Below are 18,281 nucleotides of genomic sequence, written 5' to 3'. Positions count from 1 at the left end.
AGATAGAAACAAAAAAGATGCCTCAAAATATTTAATTTCAAGACATCTTTTATTTATTTAAGTTTTAAATCTATTCCTAGATTATTTTTTTAAAACCTCTGCAACTTTTTCTCCAATTTTAGCAGGAGAACTTACAACGTGAATTCCGTTAGCAGCTAAGATTTCCATTTTAGCTTGTGCTGTATCATCTTTTCCTCCAACGATTGCACCAGCGTGTCCCATTGTTCTACCAGCAGGAGCAGTTTGTCCAGCGATAAATCCTACAACAGGCTTTCTGTTTCCATCAGCTTTGATCCACTCAGCAGCTTCTGCTTCTAATTGTCCACCGATTTCTCCGATCATTACGATACATTCTGTCTCATCGTCATTCATTAATAACTCAACAGCTTCTTTTGTAGTAGTACCGATAATTGGATCTCCTCCGATTCCAATTGCAGTAGTAACTCCATAACCTTGTTTTACAACTTGGTCAGCAGCTTCGTAAGTTAAAGTTCCAGACTTAGATACGATTCCTACGTTTCCTTTCTTGAAGATAAATCCTGGCATAATACCAACTTTAGCTTCATCTGGAGTAATAACTCCTGGACAGTTAGGACCAACTAATCTACAATCTTTATCAGCGATATATTCTTTTACCTTAGTCATATCTGCTACAGGAATTCCTTCTGTAATACAAATAATAACTTTGATTCCTGCATCTGCAGATTCCATAATAGCATCTGCTGCAAATGCTGGCGGTACAAAAATAATAGAAGTATCAGCTCCTACTTTAGTTACTGCATCTAGTACAGTATTAAATACTGGTCTGTCTAAGTGCGTTTGTCCTCCTTTTCCTGGAGTAACACCACCAACAACATTCGTTCCGTATTCTATCATTTGAGAAGCGTGGAAAGTTCCTTCGCTTCCTGTAAATCCTTGTACAATGATTTTTGAATCTTTATTTACTAAGACGCTCATTTATGTTATAATTATTTATTGTGTCAATATTTTGTTTTCGAACCTACGCAAAAGTAATTAGAAAATTTAAACTTTCTAAAATTTTTCGTAGTTTCTTTCTAATAAAGCAAAACTATATTTTTTGAAATTAAAAGTAAAATTTTTACATGAAAAATATAATGTAATTTAAAATTAACTTAACTTTTATACATAATCGTTTTAGGATAAAGACCTTATTTTTAGAAAATATTTAATGGTATATATACTTTCAAGAAATGTTTGTGGTCAAATAATGTATTACAAAATAAAAAATTGTAATTTGCAATTCTTGTCTAAAAGATAAGTATAACGCTTAAAACACTGAAATAGAAATGGAACTAGAATATAACTCTGAAAGAAAACCTTTGATTATTCCTGAATATGGACGACATATACAAAAATTAGTAAATCATTGTAAAACTCTTGAAGATAAAGATGAGAGAAATAAGATGGCAAAAGCGATCATAGATGTGATGGGAAATTTACAACCTCACCTTAGAGATGTTCCAGATTTCCAACACAAATTATGGGATCAATTATTTATCATGGCTAAATTTGATTTAGACGTTGATTCTCCATTTGAAAAGCCATCTAAAGAAGAATTAACTCAAAAACCTGAAAAACTTCCTTATCCAAAATCTGCTTCAAAATATAGATTCTACGGACATAACATTCAAACAATGATTGATGTTGCTCTAACTTGGGAGGAAGGTGAGCAAAAAGAAGCTTTGATTTTCGCTATTGCGAATCATATGAAGAAGTGTTTCTTAAATTGGAATAAAGATACTGTAAAAGATGATGTGATTTTTAATCATCTTTATGAGCTATCTGATGGAAAAATTGATTTAAGAGATTCTGAAGAAGTGCTTTCGGACTCTAAAAATCTTGTAAAAAAGAAGGTTATCAAAACTCCAAAGAAAAGCCCTAATAGTGTAGGTTTTTCTCAAAACAATAACCAAAGTAATTCTAACAATAGTAGCTATCGTACAAATAATCGTTCTAGCTACCAACAGAATAATAATCAAAGAAGAAATAATAATAACAATAAACCAAACTATCAAAGAACTAAAAAATAGAAATAAAATACATGGCTACATTTAAAATAGAAGGAGGACATAAATTAAGAGGAAGCATTACACCGCAAGGAGCAAAAAACGAAGCATTACAGATATTATGTGCCGTTTTACTTACGGATGAAAAAGTAATAATAGAAAATGTTCCTAATATTAGAGACGTAAATAAACTTATCTATATATTAGAACAACTAGGAGTTAAAAAAGAACAATTATCTCCAGACTCATATTGCTTCCAAGCAGATGATTTAAATTTAGCTTATTTAGAATCTGAACAATTCAAAAAAGACGGAAGTTCTTTAAGAGGTTCTATTATGATAGTAGGTCCTTTATTAGCACGTTTTGGTAAAGGTTATATTCCTAGACCAGGAGGTGATAAAATCGGAAGAAGAAGATTAGATACGCACTTTGAAGGATTTATTAAACTTGGTGCAAAATTTAGATATAATAGAGAAGAATATTTTTATGGTGTAGAAGCTGATGAATTACATGGAACTGACATGTTATTGGACGAAGCTTCTGTAACAGGAACTGCAAATATTGTAATGGCAGCTGTTCTTGCAAGAGGAACAACAACTATTTACAATGCAGCTTGTGAGCCATATTTACAACAACTTTGTAAGATGTTAAACAGAATGGGAGCAAAAATTTCAGGAATTGCTTCTAACCTATTAACAATTGAAGGAGTTGAAAAATTAGGAGGTTGTACACACAGAATTCTTCCAGATATGATTGAAATTGGAAGTTGGATTGGTATGGCTGCAATGACTAAATCTGAATTAACGATTAAGAATGTTAGTTGGAAGGATTTAGGAGTTATTCCTTCAGTATTTTCAAAGCTTGGAATTAAATTAGAGAAAGTAAATGATGATATTTACATTCCAGCTCAAGAATCTTATGAAGTACAAAACTACATGGATGGTTCTATCCTTACAGTTTCTGATGCTCCATGGCCAGGTTTCACACCGGATTTATTAAGTATCGTATTAGTCGTAGCTACGCAAGCAAAAGGAAGTGTTTTAATTCACCAAAAAATGTTTGAAAGTAGACTATTCTTCGTAGATAAATTAATTGATATGGGAGCGAAAGTAATTTTATGTGATCCACACAGAGCTACTGTAATTGGAATGAACCATGAATCTACTTTAAAAGCTACAACAATGACTTCCCCTGATATTAGAGCAGGAATTTCATTATTAATTGCTGCACTTTCTGCAAAAGGAACAAGTACAATTCATAATATCGAACAAATTGATAGAGGTTACCAATATATCGATGAAAGACTTCGCGCAATTGGAGCTAAAATTGAAAGAATTGATTAAATAGAAAGATACATTTTGTCAAATAATGTTAAAAACGCTCACAAATGTGGGCGTTTTTTCTGACAGGATGTCATAAAAACATTAATGGCAATGAATTTGTTTAGCAAAGTCAAAAATTATTATAATAAACATCTTATGAGCAAGAATAAAACAGACGATAAAGATTTAGAGAATAAAAACGTAAATAATGCAGAGGAGGCAACTCAAGAAAACTCAAAGCAAGAAAAGGCTGAGGATGTGAATCCTGTAGAAGAACTTGAGGGGCAAATAAAACAAGAAAAAGAAAAATTCTTACGTCTTTTTGCTGAGTTTGAAAATTATAAAAAAAGAACTGCAAAGGAAAGATTAGATTTATTTAAAACTGCCAACCAAGAATTAATGACAGTTTTACTGCCAATTTTAGATGATTTCGACAGAGGTTTGGCAGAAATCGAAAAATCTGAGGATGATACTTTATTCCAAGGAATGAAATTAATCTCTGACAAATTTAGAAACACACTTACTCAAAAAGGTCTTTTAGCTATTGAAGTAAAAGTTGGTGATGCATTTGATGCTGACGAACACGAAGCTATTACACAAATTCCTGCTCCATCAGAAGATTTAAAAGGAAAAATCATCGATGTAGTAGAACAAGGATATAAATTAGGAGACAAAACAATTCGTTTCCCTAAAGTAGTTATAGGACATTAATAATACCCCAAACAAGTCATGAAACAAGATTATTACGAAATACTTGGTGTTTCAAAGAGCGCTACAACAGTAGAGATTAAGAAAGCTTATAGAAAAATGGCTATCCAATATCACCCAGATAAAAATCCTGGTGATACGGAAGCTGAAGAAAAATTTAAAAAAGCTGCTGAAGCATATGAAATACTAAGTGACGAGAATAAGAAAGCTCGTTATGATCAGTTTGGACATGCTGCATTCGAAGGCGGTGCTGGAGGCGGAGGTTTCCACGGTGCTGGAGGAATGAACATGGATGATATCTTTAGTCAGTTTGGAGACATCTTCGGAAGCGCCTTTGGTGGCGGTGGTGGATTCGGAGGAGGTTTTGGTGGCGGTGGAAGCCGTGGGCCAAGAAGAGCTAAAGGTTCAAACCTAAGAATCCGAGTGAAACTTACTTTAGAAGATATCGCTAATGGTGTTGAGAAGAAAGTAAAAGTAAAAAGAAAAGTACAAGCAGATGGTGTAAGTTACGCTACTTGTTCTACATGTAATGGTGCTGGACAAGTAATGAAAGTTACAAATACTATTTTAGGTAGAATGCAAACTGCTGCTACTTGTCACACTTGTCAAGGAACTGGGCAAACTATTAGAAACAAACCAAGTGGAACAGATGCATTTGGAATGGTTACAAAAGAGGAAATGGTTTCAATTAAAATTCCTGCTGGAGTTACAGAAGGAATTCAACTAAAAGTAAGTGGAAAAGGAAATGATGCACCTGGTGATCATTCTATTCCTGGTGACTTATTAGTTGTAATTGAAGAATTAGCTCACGATACTTTAACGAGAGAAGGAAATAATTTACACTATGATTTATATATCAGTTTTTCAGATGCTGCTTTAGGAGCTTCTAAAGAAATTGAAACTGTTACTGGTAAAGTTAAAATTCCAATCAAACAAGGAACACAATCTGGAAAGATTTTACGTTTAAGAGGAAAAGGATTACCAAGTATCGAAGGATATGGAACTGGAGATTTATTAGTTCATGTAAACGTTTGGACTCCTCAGAGTTTAAATAAAGAACAAAAAGCATTTTTCGAAAAAATGTCTGAAGATTCTAATTTCACTCCAAAACCTTCAAAATCAGAGAAATCTTTCTTTGACAAGGTAAAAGACATGTTTTCATAACAAAAATATTTAAGAAAAGTCTTGCATATATTAAAGTCATCACATATATTTGCATTGTTATTAGACACATACTAATAATGACTTTTTCTTTTTCATAGCAATTTTTCCCACTCAATCTTAGAGTGGGTTTTGTTTTTTATAGAAGTATCTTTTTATTTTTTAAAACAAATCTCTTCTTCTTTTTATATAAATAATCAAATTGACTTTATTTAATTAAAAATAGACAATACTACACTCTATATAAAATCCCCCTACTCTTTTTTTAGATCTGTTTATATTATAGGTGTTTTAATTTTATTTAATGTCCTACCACAAACTCTTTTTTTTAGGAATTTTATTGATTTTAAAAAAATACTTATCTCACTTTACTTCATATATAACAACCTATAAATGAATATTTAAAAAAAACGTGTGTTTTTTACTACAAATTCCCATTAAGGCATAATTATTGTTAATTTTTCAAAAAAACTTTATTAAAATGAACAAAAAATTACTATTAAACACTTTATTTCTATTGCCTTTTGTAGGGTTTAATCAGAACATACAAACTCCTACAGGAAATAAAATCAAAACATCTGAAACTAATAATTTCAGAGAAAAAGTTGCTGAAATAGACAAGTACTGGAGAGAAAACGATGGAAACTATAAATCTAGTGGTATTAAGGTTTATGAAAGATGGAAACATGCATGGGAAAATAAAGTAAATCAAGATGGAAGTTTATTTTCTTCAGAACAAATTACAGAAGTTTGGGAGAATAATTTAAACAAAAGAGAAACCAATGACGAAATGAATTCTTGGATTCCTTTAGGTCCTTTTGATAATGGAACAGATGGACAATTAAATAGTTCTTCTGGACAAGGACGATTGAATATTTCACTTGTAGATCCTAATAATCCTGATGTAATTTATTGTGGAGCTCCTAATGGTGGTCTTTGGAAATCTATTGATCATGGAAACAACTGGGAGTCTTTAACTAGTTTTTCCGTTTTTCGTGGAGTATCTGGTATCGCTGTAGATTATAATAACTCTGATGTGATATATATTTCTACTGGTGATGAAGATGGATTAAAAAGTAGCTCACATGGAATTTTTAAATCTACAGATCAAGGTATCACATGGAATAAACTAGAAAATTTCCCAGATAATATAGTTACTGGAGAAATTTTAATCGACCCTAATAATTCTAATATTTTATGGGTTTGCTCATTTGAAGGGCTGTTCAAAAGTTCTGACGCGGGAGAAACTTGGGAAAATGTATTACCAGGAAAAGTTAGAGAGATTAGATTAAATCCTAGTAATTCATCTATTATTTATGCTGTAAAAGGAAATGATCAAGGATGGAGTCAATCTTCCTCTAAAATTTATAAATCTATAGATTCGGGTTTAAATTTCACACCATTAAATTCTATTCCTGGGAATAATGGACGAATAGCTATAGCTGTAACACCAGCAAACCCAGATGTTATTTATGCTTTAGTTTCAGATTCAGATGATGATTATCAAGGAGTGTACAAATCTTCTGATGGAGGGGAAACCTTTCAGCAAAGACATAGTATTTATACTTCTGATTTGTATAATAACAGTGGACAGGTTTATTATAATTTAGCAATTACTGTTTCGGATGTAGATGAAGATATTGTTTATACAGGTTGCCTTTATTTATATAAATCTCTTAATGGTGGACTTAGTTTTGAAGCTGCTGACTATTCAATTCATGTTGACATTCATGATTTAAAATTTTACAATAACAAACTTTACATCTGTTCAGATGGAGGTATTTATACTTCTGAAGATAATTTAATTTTTAGTAATAAATCAAAAGGATTAAATATAAGTGAGGTATATAATATTGCCAATTCATCGAATTCATCAGATAATATAATTAGTGGTCTACAAGATAATGGTGGATATTATTATGATGAAGATACTTGGCGTTTTTTTGCTAGTGGTGATGGTGTTTCCGTAGCTATTGATCCTTTGAACGTAAATATATATTACATAGCATTACAATATGGACATAGATTGGCAAAATATGATAATACTTCAGGTTATTCAGAAACCATGATCATTACTGATTATGGAAGAGGTAATTGGGTAACACCATTAGAAATTGGTAATCAAGGAACATTATATGTTGGGTACGAACAATTATTTAAAATTGAGAATAATGAACTAGTTTTAGCAACAGAAACAGAAATTAGCTTTGATGGAAAAATAAGAAATATAAAAATAGACCCTACAAACGATAAGCGTGTTTTGGTTTCAACAAGAAAGCGACTTTATCTTGCTTCTGAGACTACTAATGGTAAGCTAGAACTTGAAGAAATAATGTCTTTTACTGAAGAGGAATCTAATTCTATTTTAAAAATGGAATTTAATCAAAATAATCCTTCTTTAATTTATGTAACAACATATGAAGGAATTTATAAATCTTATGACAACGGACAAACATGGGAAAATATCACCCATAATTTACCGACAGAACTAGGAGCTGGAAATCTAATTGCACATCAAAAAAACTCCCCAAATAATACGGTTTATTTAACACAATCCAATTATATCTACTATACCGATGACACAATGGAAGAATGGGTTTTATATAATACGGATTTACCGAATGTAAGAATCTCTGATTTAGAAATCAACACAGTTGAAAATCATTTAATTATTTCTACTTATGGGCGTGGAGTTTGGAGAAATTCGGTTACAGAGACAAGTTTAAATGTAGAAAATCCTTCTATAGCTGATTCCAAACAAATACAAATAATTCCGAACCCGATAAACAGTACTGCTACAATTAACACTTCAATAAATGAAGAATCAACTGTTTACGTTTATGATTTAAATGGAAAATTAAGAACAAAAGAGAGTTTTGAGAAAATTACACCAAATACCGTCTTGAATTTTGAAACAATTCCGAATGGTGTATATCTTCTTAAGATTATTTCTGAAAAACATTTAATTTCTAAAAAAATATTGATTCAAAAATAAAACAATAAAGTCTATCCTAATATAACTAGATTTCAATTTTTGAGTAGGCTTTAAATCTATAAACACTTATTAAACATTTTTTTTATGAAAACAATTTACTTTACTTTATGGCTAGTACTATTTAGTACTTTCATCTATGCGCAAAATATTTCGTTTGAAGATGAAAATTTAAAAAATGCATTACTATCAACAAACTGCGTGGACTCAAATGAAGACGGAACACCTGATTCAAACGCAGATACAAATTCGGATGGTGAAATTTCTGTTGAAGAAGCCGAAGCAATCAAAAAACTTTATTTAAAAAATTTAGAAATTGAATCTTTTGATGAAATAACAAATTTTATAAACTTAGAGTTTCTAAATCTGTCTCAAAATCCTATTTCGAATCTAGATGTCTCGAATCTAGAAAATTTGGAATATTTAAACTTAGGAAATGTTACAGCCTTAGAAAATATTGATATTTCAAATAATCCAAATTTAAAAACATTATTTTTAAATAGCACAGCTATAGGGATTCTTGATTTATCAAATAATTTAAATTTAGAGACTTTAGGAATTGGAGATACAAATATTACTACTATAGACTTATCTGATTTAACCTCTTTAAAAAAATTATATACCAGTGGTGATACTCTATTAAATTTAGATTTATCAGGTAACACTAACTTAGAAGAACTGACTTGTTTTTTTGTAAATATCACTAGTCTAGATTTATCTAACAATTTAAATATTAAAAAATTATATTTATATGGAGTAGAAATCACTAGTCTAGATTTATCAAATAATACCAATTTAGAAGAACTAACTTGTTCCTTTATGGATATTCCTAACCTTGATCTATCAAATAATACCAATATAGAAGAACTAACTTGTTCTTTTATGGATATTCCTAACCTTGATCTATCGAATAATATAAATATAAAAAAATTATCTGTTTCGGATTTAGAAATTCCCAATCTTGATTTATCAAATAACATAAATTTAGAAGTATTTAACATGGATTATATGAGTATTACTCCAGATCTATCAAATAATCTTAATCTAGAAGAATTAACAGTTTCCTTTTCAGATATCTCTTATTTTGATATAACGGAAAACATAAAATTAAAATATATTCAATTTTATGATACTAATCTAGAAAACATAGAGGTCTCACATTTAGAAAACCTAGAAATATTAGCGTTGACAAACAGCAAAATACAAGAATTTGAATTAAAAGATATATCATCTTTAGAACAACTTTATATATTTGAAAATGAAAACCTTAAAAAACTTCATATTGAAAACACAAGTTTAAAAGGAATATACGCATCTGATTCTAACATCTCAGAACTTTACATTATTAATAACCTTCAACTGGAAGATTTAAATATTCAAAATAATCCACTTTATTTCGTAGAATTAAAAAACATCTCTCCTTTAAATTCTTTTCAGTTTCTACCTTCAAATATTCAAACTGTTTGTACAGATTCAGAAAGTTTAGAATACGTTACTACAGAAATAGAAAATGCTGTTTTTGGTGCAGAGATTAGCACAGATTGTGGGATCTCAGAATATGAAGTTTTTGGAAATATTTTTTATGATAATGATTTAGATGGTTGTCAAGATGAAAGTAAAATCAAATCTAAGGTTAAATTTAAAGTTGTAAAAGAATCAGGAAATTATTTCTATACTGCCATTCGTAAAAATGGAAAATTTGAAATTCCTTTAGAAGCGGGAACTTATACTATATATCCTCAATTAGAAAATGATTCTTTTTTCGAGATTAGCCCAGCTAGTTTTGATGTTACATTCTCTGAAGAAAGTGAAGAAAATAGAATAGAGCAAAATTTATGTATAACTCCTGTTGATGATATTACAGATGCTGAGATTAATATGGTTTATGTTTCTTCAAATAGCCCAGAGAAAATGCATTTTAAAGTAATCTATAAAAACAAGGGAAACCAGAATATTTCGGGTAAAATTAAATTAAATCTAGGTCAGCTTCCAGAATATATAAGTTCTTCATTAGAAGAATTTGCAATAAATGATGATGGAAAAGAAATTATTTGGGAATATGAAAATTTAGCACCGTTAGAAGAAAGAGTGATTATGGTTAAGATTCAAACAAATGTTGATAGTAGTGACCTTAATACACATATGTATTTAATTATGAGCCATCTAGAAGAAAATGAATCTATTGAATTAGATAATTTTAGATATAATTTCCATATGTCAGGTCCTAACAATTTAAAAAGGTGTCTACAAGGTGATGTTTTAACCATAGAAGAAGTAGGTGATTTCATTAACTACACTATTAATTTTCAACAATTTAAACCAGAACTTAAAGAGAATTTAATCATAACTGACATCTTAAATACTGCTAAATTTGATTTAGAAACTGTAGAATTAATAAGCGCTAGTCATTCTTGTACTATGAAGTTAACAAATAATCATTTAGAATTTATATTTGATAAAATATTTATGAATAATGAAATTGGAAAAAATAATGGTTATGTTAGTTTTAAAGTGAAAACTCTAGAAAGTTTAGGTTTAAATGATGAAATCAAAAATAAGGCGTCTATATATTTTGATGAAGATGCTGCTTTGGTTACTAATAATGAGATAACTACTGTAGGTGTTCTTTCGGTTGAGAATTCTAATATAGATTCTTCTATTCGTTTATTTCCAAATCCAACTTCAGAAATTTTAAATATCTCTTCGGATAATAATTTAGAAAAAATTGAAATCTATTCAATTCTTGGAAAACAAGTAAAAGAAGTTCTTTTAAAGAAAACATCTAATATTCATCAATTAGATGTTTCAAAATTAGACTCTGGAATTTATTTTATTGAAATCACTTCAGAAAAAGGAATATCTAGAGAGAAAATATATATCAAATAATTCATTAAATTTAATTTTGCAAAAAGACACATTTTCTTAAGTGTGTCTTTTTTTTAAAGCCATTCGTTCTAAAGTTCTTAGAAAAACTGAAGCTTTTAATCCCTAATAAACACGAGAGTTTGAACTAAAAAAAATAGTTATTACCTTCTAAATTATTTATTTTTTCAATACTTTAGCAAAAATTTATTTTAAACAAATAAGAAATGAAAAATACTGCATTATCACATATACATGAAGCACTTGGAGCAAAAATGGTTCCTTTTGCTGGTTATAATATGCCTGTTCAATACGAAGGTGTAAACATCGAACACGAAACAGTACGTGAAGGAGTTGGTGTATTTGATGTTTCTCACATGGGAGAGTTTTTCTTAAAAGGAGAGAATGCTTTAGCTTTAATTCAAAAAGTTACTACAAATGACGCTTCAAAATTAGTTGTAGGAAAAGCGCAGTATAGTTGTATGCCTAACAATGACGGAGGAATTGTAGATGATTTATTAATATATAAAATTGCTGAGGATGAGTACATGTTAGTTGTAAACGCTTCTAACATTGAAAAAGATTGGAATTGGATTTCACAACACAACGATTTAGGTGTGGAAATGGAAAACAAATCTGATGAATATTCATTATTAGCTGTACAAGGGCCAAAAGCTGCTGAGGCTTTACAATCTTTAACAGATGTTGATCTAATCAATATGAAATATTATACTTTCGATTCTGGAAAATTTGCTGGAATTGATAATGTAATCTTATCTGCTACTGGATATACTGGATCAGGAGGATTTGAAATTTATTTCAGAAATGAAGATGCGGAAGCTATTTGGAATGCTGTTTTTGAAGCTGGAAAAGATTTCGGAATCAAGCCAATTGGTTTAGCTGCTCGTGATACGCTACGTTTAGAAATGGGATTCTGTTTATATGGAAATGATATCGATGATACTACATCTCCTATCGAAGCAGGTTTAGGATGGATTACAAAATTCACAAAAGATTTCGTAAATGCTGAGGGAATTAAAGCTGATAAGGAAAACGGTGTTTCTCGTAAATTAGTTGCTTTCGAATTAAAAGACAAAGGAATTCCTCGTCAAGGATATGATATCGTAGATGCGGAAGGAAACAAAATCGGAAATGTAACTTCTGGTACAATGAGTCCTTCTATGAAAAAAGCAATCGGATTAGGATATGTTCCAAAAGAATTATCTAAAGCTGGTAGCGAGATTTTAATTCAAGTACGTAAAAAAGCATTAAAAGCAGAGGTTGTAAAATTACCTTTCTACAAAAAATAATTAGCTTTTTCATAAAATATAGAAAAGTCGGCAATAATTTATCATTATTACCGACTTTTTTTCGTTTTTAATCCATTTATTTTTAAAAATAATTATATTTAGAGAAAAAATTAACTCTAAAGATGTTTAAAAATAAATTTATATATATATTCTTATTAATTTTCTATTTCTCACATAGTCAAAATGAATCTAATATTTGGTATTTTGGAAAAAATGCTGGGTTAGATTTTTCTTCTGGAGAACCTATTCCTATTAGCGATAGCGCAATGATAACAAAAGAAGGTTGCTCTACAATTTGTGATACGGATGGAAATCTTTTATTTTACACTGATGGAATAACTGTATTTAATAAATCTCATGAAATAATGGAGAATGGTGAAGAACTCTTTGGAGATTCTTCTAGCACCTCTTCTTCTATCATCTTAAAACAACCTAATACTGAAAATATTTATTACATCATTACTTGTGATGCTTTAGAGAATGACGGTGAAAAAGGTTTGAATTATTCTACTGTAGACATAAATCTTAATGGTGGTTTGGGAAAAGTTATATTTAAAAATCAATTTATACATGGACCTTCTTCAGAAAAATTAACTGCAATCTATAATGAAGAACAAAATTTCTTTTGGATTGTTTCGCCTAGATTGAATACTGATGAAATTTATTCATACAAATTAACTTCTAGTGGAATTTATTCAAATCCAGTAATTTCAAATTTGGATGAGATAGTATTAGAAAAAGATGCTGTAGGTATGATTAAAATCAGTCCAAACGGAGAGAAAGTAGCTATGGCTTTTCATAGTAAAAAAGTTGTTCTTTTTGATTTTAATTTAGATACAGGTGTACTTTACAATCAAAGAAATTTACAAGAAGATGAAGAATATTTTTACGCATTAGAATTTTCTCCGAACAGCAAATTATTATATTCCACTGTTTATGATCCTGCTAAATTATATCAGTATGATATAAGCTTGGATAATTTAAATGACATTATAGATTCTAAAGTTGCAATACCAGTGCAAACAGAGAGAATTGGTTCTTTACAACTAGCAAAAGATCTTAAAATTTATTGTGTTAACCCTAGTTCTGAATTTATTTCAGTAATAAACAACCCTGACAAAAATGGCTTAGAATGTAATTTTGAACAAAATAAAATCATTTTAGAAGATGAAACAAGAAATCTAATTGGACTTCCTTCTTATGTTTCTACATATTTTAAAAATCCAGATATTCTAGCTGACACATACTGTATTAATACTGAAATAAATTTTACAATTCCTGAATATGATGGAAATATAAATTCTATAACATGGTATTTTGAAAACTCTGAAACTTCAAATGAATATCCTGGTAAATTCACCTTTGATCAAGAAGGTATTTATACTATTAAAGCAGATATAGAAACGCTTGAAGGTTTAGATTTTGAAGTTGAAATCGAAATCGAAATTTTTGAAACTCCTCATATTATTGATGTAGACAATTTTGCCTTATGTATCAATGAAGATTTTTTAACAATATATCCAGAAGGTATAGGAATTAACTTGATTGAGTATCAAGATATAAATGATTTTAATTGGGAATTTTATTACACAGAAAATGATGCTATTGATAAAATCAATAAAATAAACTATCCTTTTGAGATTTATGATTTAAATATTGAATTTCTTTATGTTAGAATTGAAAATAAAAAATATTACAAATGTCATTCAATATACAAAGCACCTGTTTATATCGGTTCAGACACATCTTTTACTTTGAATGATATTGTTATTTGCGACTCAAAAGATGAAATTGAAATTGAAGGCCCATATGGCTTTGATAATTATTTATGGTCAACTAACGAAACTACTAAAAATATCACGATAAAAAATCAAGGGATATATAGTTTAAGTGTTTGGAATAATGGTGAAGAACATTGTATGACTACAGATGATTTTATTTTAATTTATGAAACAAAAGTAGATATTGAAGAAATTGAAACAAAAGAGTGGTCCTATGAAAATAATTCTATAAATATTAAAGTTAAAACAGATGGAGATTTCGAATTCTCTTTGGATAATATTGAATTTCAAAAAGAAAGTTATTTTGAAAATTTAAAATATGGAAATCATACAGTTTACATCAGAAAAGAAAATGGATGTCTTACAATTAAAGAAGTTGTCATCTTAGACTATCCGAGATACTTCTCACCTAACAACGATGGAATTCATGATTACTGGAAGATTCATAATGTTGAAAACTCTAAAAAATCAAAGCTTTATATTTTTGATCGTTATGGTAAAATAATAACTGAAGTTTACACAAGAGGAAAAGGATGGGATGGTAAGAAAAATGGACTAGAATTACCTTCTTCTGATTATTGGTTTTTATTTGTGAAAGAAAATGGTGAAGAACATAGAGGTCATTTTACTTTGAAAAGATAAAAAACAGATACAAATATATATCAAAATAAAAAGAGCTTACTAAAATTAGTAAGCTCTTTTCGATTATTGTAGTGAAATTAATTATTGTTTAATTTCAGATTTCTCATAGTTAAATAACTCGTCAATATCCATTTCTTTGATAGTTCCAAGTTTACTTAAAGCTTCCATATCAACAGCTTCTTTATTTCCAACAACTAAAGTAGTAAAGTTTTTACCTTTGATGTTTTCATTAAAGAATTCTACTAAATCTTCCACAGTTAATTTCTGAACTTCTTCATACATTTCTTTACGGAAATCATGTTCGAATCCTAATTTTTGAATTCTCTCATAGTTCCAGAAAATGTCATCTTTAGTAATTCTTTCTGCTGCAATTTTCTTTAAAGTTGCATTTTTAGCAGCATTAAATTGAGATTCCGCAGTTGGAATATTATTCATTAAGTGCATCATTGCATCTACAGCTTCATTTAATTTATTAGCTTGTGTTCCAATGTATGCCATCACATAGTTAGACTCGTCAGCTTTTCTAGCTTGAGAATAAGAAGAGAATGCAGAATAAGCTAAAGATTTTGACTCACGAATTTCTTGGAAAACGATTGAAGATAATCCGCTTCCGAAATAAGTGTTGAATAATTTAGCTACAGCCATTGATTTTTTGTCAAACTTCTTATCTTTTGCTAAGAACAATAATTCAGCTTGTACCATATCGTACTCAGCAAATAATACTTCTGCTTTAGTCGATTGCTCTTGGTATTCTTTAGCAACTGGATAATCTTTTAATTCTCCTGCAACTTTGTGGTGTAATTGAATTGCTTTTGTAGTTGAAGCTAAATCATTTCCATAATAGAACATTCTTTGCTTGTAACCATTTAATTCTTTTACCATATCTACTAATTCTTGAGGATCAATAGACATCATTTCATTGTATGATAAGATATTTCTGAATCTAGAATCTTCACCGTATTTAGCGTAGTTCTGAAGACCTCCCCAAAGAATTGCACCTTTGTTCATCTTAGTATCTTGTCTTCCTTTCATAATTCTGTCAACATATTTAGCATATGCTTCTTTATCTGAAGTAACATTTGCCATAAGGTTTTCTAATAATTCTAAACCTTTATCCATGTTCTTTTGTAAACCAGAAATATAAATCACAGAACGCTCATTCCCTACTTGCACACCATATTTGATTCCTAATTTGTAGAATTCTTTCTTAATGTCTTCTGCAGAAATTTTGTCAGTTCCTAAATAATCAATAAATCCTACAGCGTGAGCTAATTTCTTATTATTATCTCTTCCCATGTCGAAAATAATATTTAAATCAAATAAATCATTTGTTTTATTTTCAACATAAGAAATTTCAATTCCGTTTTCTAATTTTTGAGATTTAATCTCTGATTTATAATCAACGAATTTTGGTTTTAAATCTGGAGATTTTGTATTCTCAAATTTTGCTAAGAAAGGAGATTTATCATTTCTGTTAACTTCTACTGGAGTAATTCCTGGATTCTTAACTTTTACGATATTTTTATCTTCACCTTTTCTCTTATAAACAATAACTTGGTTGTTATCTTTATAGAATTTATTAGCAAAATCTACGATATCTTTCTTTGTGATAGATCTTAATTCGTTGTTGAAGTTTACAACATCAGACCAATCTTGATTATGAATAAATGCATTATAATATGCAGAAGCTACAGCAGTACTATTCTCATAAGATCTCTTATCTGATAATTCCATATCATTGATAACAGCCTCTAATAACCAATCATCAAATTTTCCTTGTTTTACAAGCTCGATTTGAGATAAAAGTAAATCTTTAACTTCCTCTAAAGATTGTCCTCCTTTTGGCATTCCATTTAATACGTGGAATCCATAATCGTTTAAAGATTGTGTATAAGAAGTTCCGTATTGTAACTCTTGTTTTTGGTTTAAGTTTAAGTCGATAAGTCCAGCAGCACTATTTGCTAAAATCATATCAACCATCTTCACCATTTTTTCTTCTTTTGATCCAATTCCTTCTGCACGGTAAGCAATGTTTACAGTTTCAGCAGTTGGTCCGAAAACTTCTTTTACAACAGTTTTAGTAATTGGTTGCTCTGTTGGTAAAGTTGGATGCGTAACATCTTTATGTTTGAATCCTCCAAAATATTTATCAACTGTTTTAATAGTAGCATCAAAATCTAAATCTCCTACTAATACAACTGACATATTATTTGGCACATAATATTTATCAAAATATGCGTGAATCGCTTCTAAAGAAGGGCTTTTTAAATGTTCAGATGTTCCAATTGTATTTTGTTGTCCGTAAGGGTGGTTTGGGAATAACCCATCTAACATTGCAGCCCACATTTTACGACCATCATTATCTTGTCCTCTGTTGAATTCTTCATAAACAGCTTCTAATTCTGTATGGAATAAACGTAGTACTAATTGACTAAAACGCTCACTTTCTAATGAAGCCCATTTTTCTAATTCATTTGCAGGAATTTTATTTTTATATACAGTTTCTTCAACCCAAGTGTGTGCGTTAGTTCCTTCTGCACCAATTGAAGAAGTCATTTTATCATACTCATTTGCAATTGCATATGTAGAAGCAATGTTCGAAACAGAATCAATTTCTCTATAAATTGCTTCTTTCTTAGCTTCATCTTTTTCTGCAGCGTGCTTTTCGTATAAATCAGAAATTTGTTTTAAGTAACCTTTTTCTGTTTCCCAATCTTTAGTACCAATTTCATCTGTTCCTTTGAATACCATGTGCTCTAAGTAGTGAGCTAAACCAGTATTATCTTTTGGATCGTAATTCGAACCTGCTTTAACAGCAATATAAGTTTGAATTTTTGGCTCATCCGAATTTTTACTTAAATATACTTTTAAACCATTTTTTAAAGTATATAAACGTAATCCTGTAGGATCGTTTTCTACTGTTTCATACTCATATCCACTAGCATCTTTTTGTACGGCAGCTGCAGATGAGTTTTCAACATCTTTTGATGATTTTTGCTCACATGACCCAAGTACTAAGGCTAAAGATAGTAAGCTTACATAATGAAGATTTCTCATTTTTTTAGTTAGTGATTAATTATTGTTTAAATTAAATTTCGTTTGAAAATACTCGTATTTGTATTCAACGAACAGATATTGTTTCTTAATATTTTGTTAAAATTATTATTCTTTTCATAAAAACTAATTTTCCATAGCTTGATTTCAATATTACAATAAAAAATTTAAATAAAAATCAATTTAAATAACTTATTGTTAATTTATTATAAAAAAATAAGGTTAAAACAATGATTACCATTTGTTTTAACCTTATTAAAAATTAAAATACTAAACATTATCACGATTGATTTTGTAAGGGACTTCTGAGTGTAACTCTGAAATTATGTATTCCGACAGCAATTTTCATAATTTTCTCTCTTTTTTCAAAGTATTTTATTCGAATTTTCTCTTTGATTATTTTTAATCTTTTTACACCAGCA

10 protein-coding genes are annotated in these 18,281 nt (G+C 29.5%); 8 read left to right on the top strand and 2 right to left on the bottom strand.

Annotated elements, in window-relative coordinates; all coding sequences use genetic code 11:
- Positions 1 to 81: 81 nt before the first annotated feature.
- Positions 82 to 957, bottom strand: coding sequence for a succinate--CoA ligase subunit alpha (sucD, locus tag I0K12_RS05965; RefSeq protein WP_196886162.1), 876 nt, complete (start codon positions 955 to 957; stop codon positions 82 to 84).
- A gap of 350 nt (positions 958 to 1,307) precedes the next feature.
- On the opposite strand from sucD, the gene I0K12_RS05960 reads away from it, so the two are divergent.
- The 8 genes from I0K12_RS05960 (at position 1,308) to I0K12_RS05925 (ending at position 14,805) form a co-directional block, all read left to right on the top strand.
- Positions 1,308 to 2,051 carry a DUF4290 domain-containing protein gene (locus tag I0K12_RS05960; RefSeq protein ID WP_231372711.1) on the top strand — a complete coding sequence of 248 codons (744 nt, stop codon included), beginning with the start codon at positions 1,308 to 1,310 and terminating at the stop codon, positions 2,049 to 2,051.
- An 11-nt stretch (positions 2,052 to 2,062) separates the two neighbouring features.
- Complete coding sequence (murA, locus tag I0K12_RS05955; protein ID WP_196886161.1) at positions 2,063 to 3,370, top strand: UDP-N-acetylglucosamine 1-carboxyvinyltransferase; 1,308 nt, start codon at positions 2,063 to 2,065, stop codon at positions 3,368 to 3,370.
- Positions 3,371 to 3,505: 135 nt separating this feature from the next.
- Positions 3,506 to 4,060: a nucleotide exchange factor GrpE gene (locus I0K12_RS05950; protein WP_196886159.1), complete on the top strand. Its 555-nt coding sequence runs from the start codon at positions 3,506 to 3,508 to the stop codon at positions 4,058 to 4,060.
- Between the two features lie 18 nt (positions 4,061 to 4,078).
- Positions 4,079 to 5,221 carry a molecular chaperone DnaJ gene (dnaJ, locus tag I0K12_RS05945; protein ID WP_196886157.1) on the top strand — a complete coding sequence of 381 codons (1,143 nt, stop codon included), beginning with the start codon at positions 4,079 to 4,081 and terminating at the stop codon, positions 5,219 to 5,221.
- A gap of 478 nt (positions 5,222 to 5,699) precedes the next feature.
- Positions 5,700 to 8,213 (top strand): T9SS type A sorting domain-containing protein, encoded by a 2,514-nt coding sequence (locus I0K12_RS05940; RefSeq protein WP_196886155.1) that lies wholly within the window; start codon positions 5,700 to 5,702, stop codon positions 8,211 to 8,213.
- 84 nt (positions 8,214 to 8,297) lie between these two features.
- Complete coding sequence (locus I0K12_RS05935; protein WP_196886153.1) at positions 8,298 to 11,096, top strand: T9SS type A sorting domain-containing protein; 2,799 nt, start codon at positions 8,298 to 8,300, stop codon at positions 11,094 to 11,096.
- Positions 11,097 to 11,299: 203 nt separating this feature from the next.
- Positions 11,300 to 12,382 (top strand): glycine cleavage system aminomethyltransferase GcvT, encoded by a 1,083-nt coding sequence (gene gcvT / locus I0K12_RS05930; protein WP_196886151.1) that lies wholly within the window; start codon positions 11,300 to 11,302, stop codon positions 12,380 to 12,382.
- Between the two features lie 122 nt (positions 12,383 to 12,504).
- Positions 12,505 to 14,805: a T9SS type B sorting domain-containing protein gene (locus I0K12_RS05925; protein WP_196886148.1), complete on the top strand. Its 2,301-nt coding sequence runs from the start codon at positions 12,505 to 12,507 to the stop codon at positions 14,803 to 14,805.
- An 81-nt stretch (positions 14,806 to 14,886) separates the two neighbouring features.
- On the opposite strand, the gene I0K12_RS05920 is transcribed toward I0K12_RS05925, so the two are convergent.
- A complete protein-coding gene (locus I0K12_RS05920; RefSeq protein ID WP_196886146.1) occupies positions 14,887 to 17,862 on the bottom strand; it encodes a M16 family metallopeptidase in 2,976 nt (991 codons plus the stop codon).
- Positions 17,863 to 18,281 lie beyond the last annotated feature (419 nt).

Origin of the sequence: Aureivirga sp. CE67, from assembly GCF_015767245.1 — a bacterium.
GTDB lineage: Bacteria > Bacteroidota > Bacteroidia > Flavobacteriales > Flavobacteriaceae > Aureivirga.
The sequence above is the reverse complement of the archived record's forward strand: the minus strand, read 5'-3'. Positions and strand labels throughout refer to the sequence as shown.

Excerpts from the sequence above, each read along its gene's own strand:
- sucD (WP_196886162.1), bottom strand. The coding sequence starts at position 957 with ATGAGCGTCTTAGTAAATAAAGATTCAAAAATCATTGTACAAGGATTT.
- I0K12_RS05960 (WP_231372711.1), top strand. The coding sequence starts at position 1,308 with ATGGAACTAGAATATAACTCTGAAAGAAAACCTTTGATTATTCCTGAA.
- murA (WP_196886161.1), top strand. The coding sequence starts at position 2,063 with ATGGCTACATTTAAAATAGAAGGAGGACATAAATTAAGAGGAAGCATT.
- I0K12_RS05950 (WP_196886159.1), top strand. The coding sequence starts at position 3,506 with ATGAGCAAGAATAAAACAGACGATAAAGATTTAGAGAATAAAAACGTA.
- dnaJ (WP_196886157.1), top strand. The coding sequence starts at position 4,079 with ATGAAACAAGATTATTACGAAATACTTGGTGTTTCAAAGAGCGCTACA.
- I0K12_RS05940 (WP_196886155.1), top strand. The coding sequence starts at position 5,700 with ATGAACAAAAAATTACTATTAAACACTTTATTTCTATTGCCTTTTGTA.
- I0K12_RS05935 (WP_196886153.1), top strand. The coding sequence starts at position 8,298 with ATGAAAACAATTTACTTTACTTTATGGCTAGTACTATTTAGTACTTTC.
- gcvT (WP_196886151.1), top strand. The coding sequence starts at position 11,300 with ATGAAAAATACTGCATTATCACATATACATGAAGCACTTGGAGCAAAA.
- I0K12_RS05925 (WP_196886148.1), top strand. The coding sequence starts at position 12,505 with ATGTTTAAAAATAAATTTATATATATATTCTTATTAATTTTCTATTTC.
- I0K12_RS05920 (WP_196886146.1), bottom strand. The coding sequence starts at position 17,862 with ATGAGAAATCTTCATTATGTAAGCTTACTATCTTTAGCCTTAGTACTT.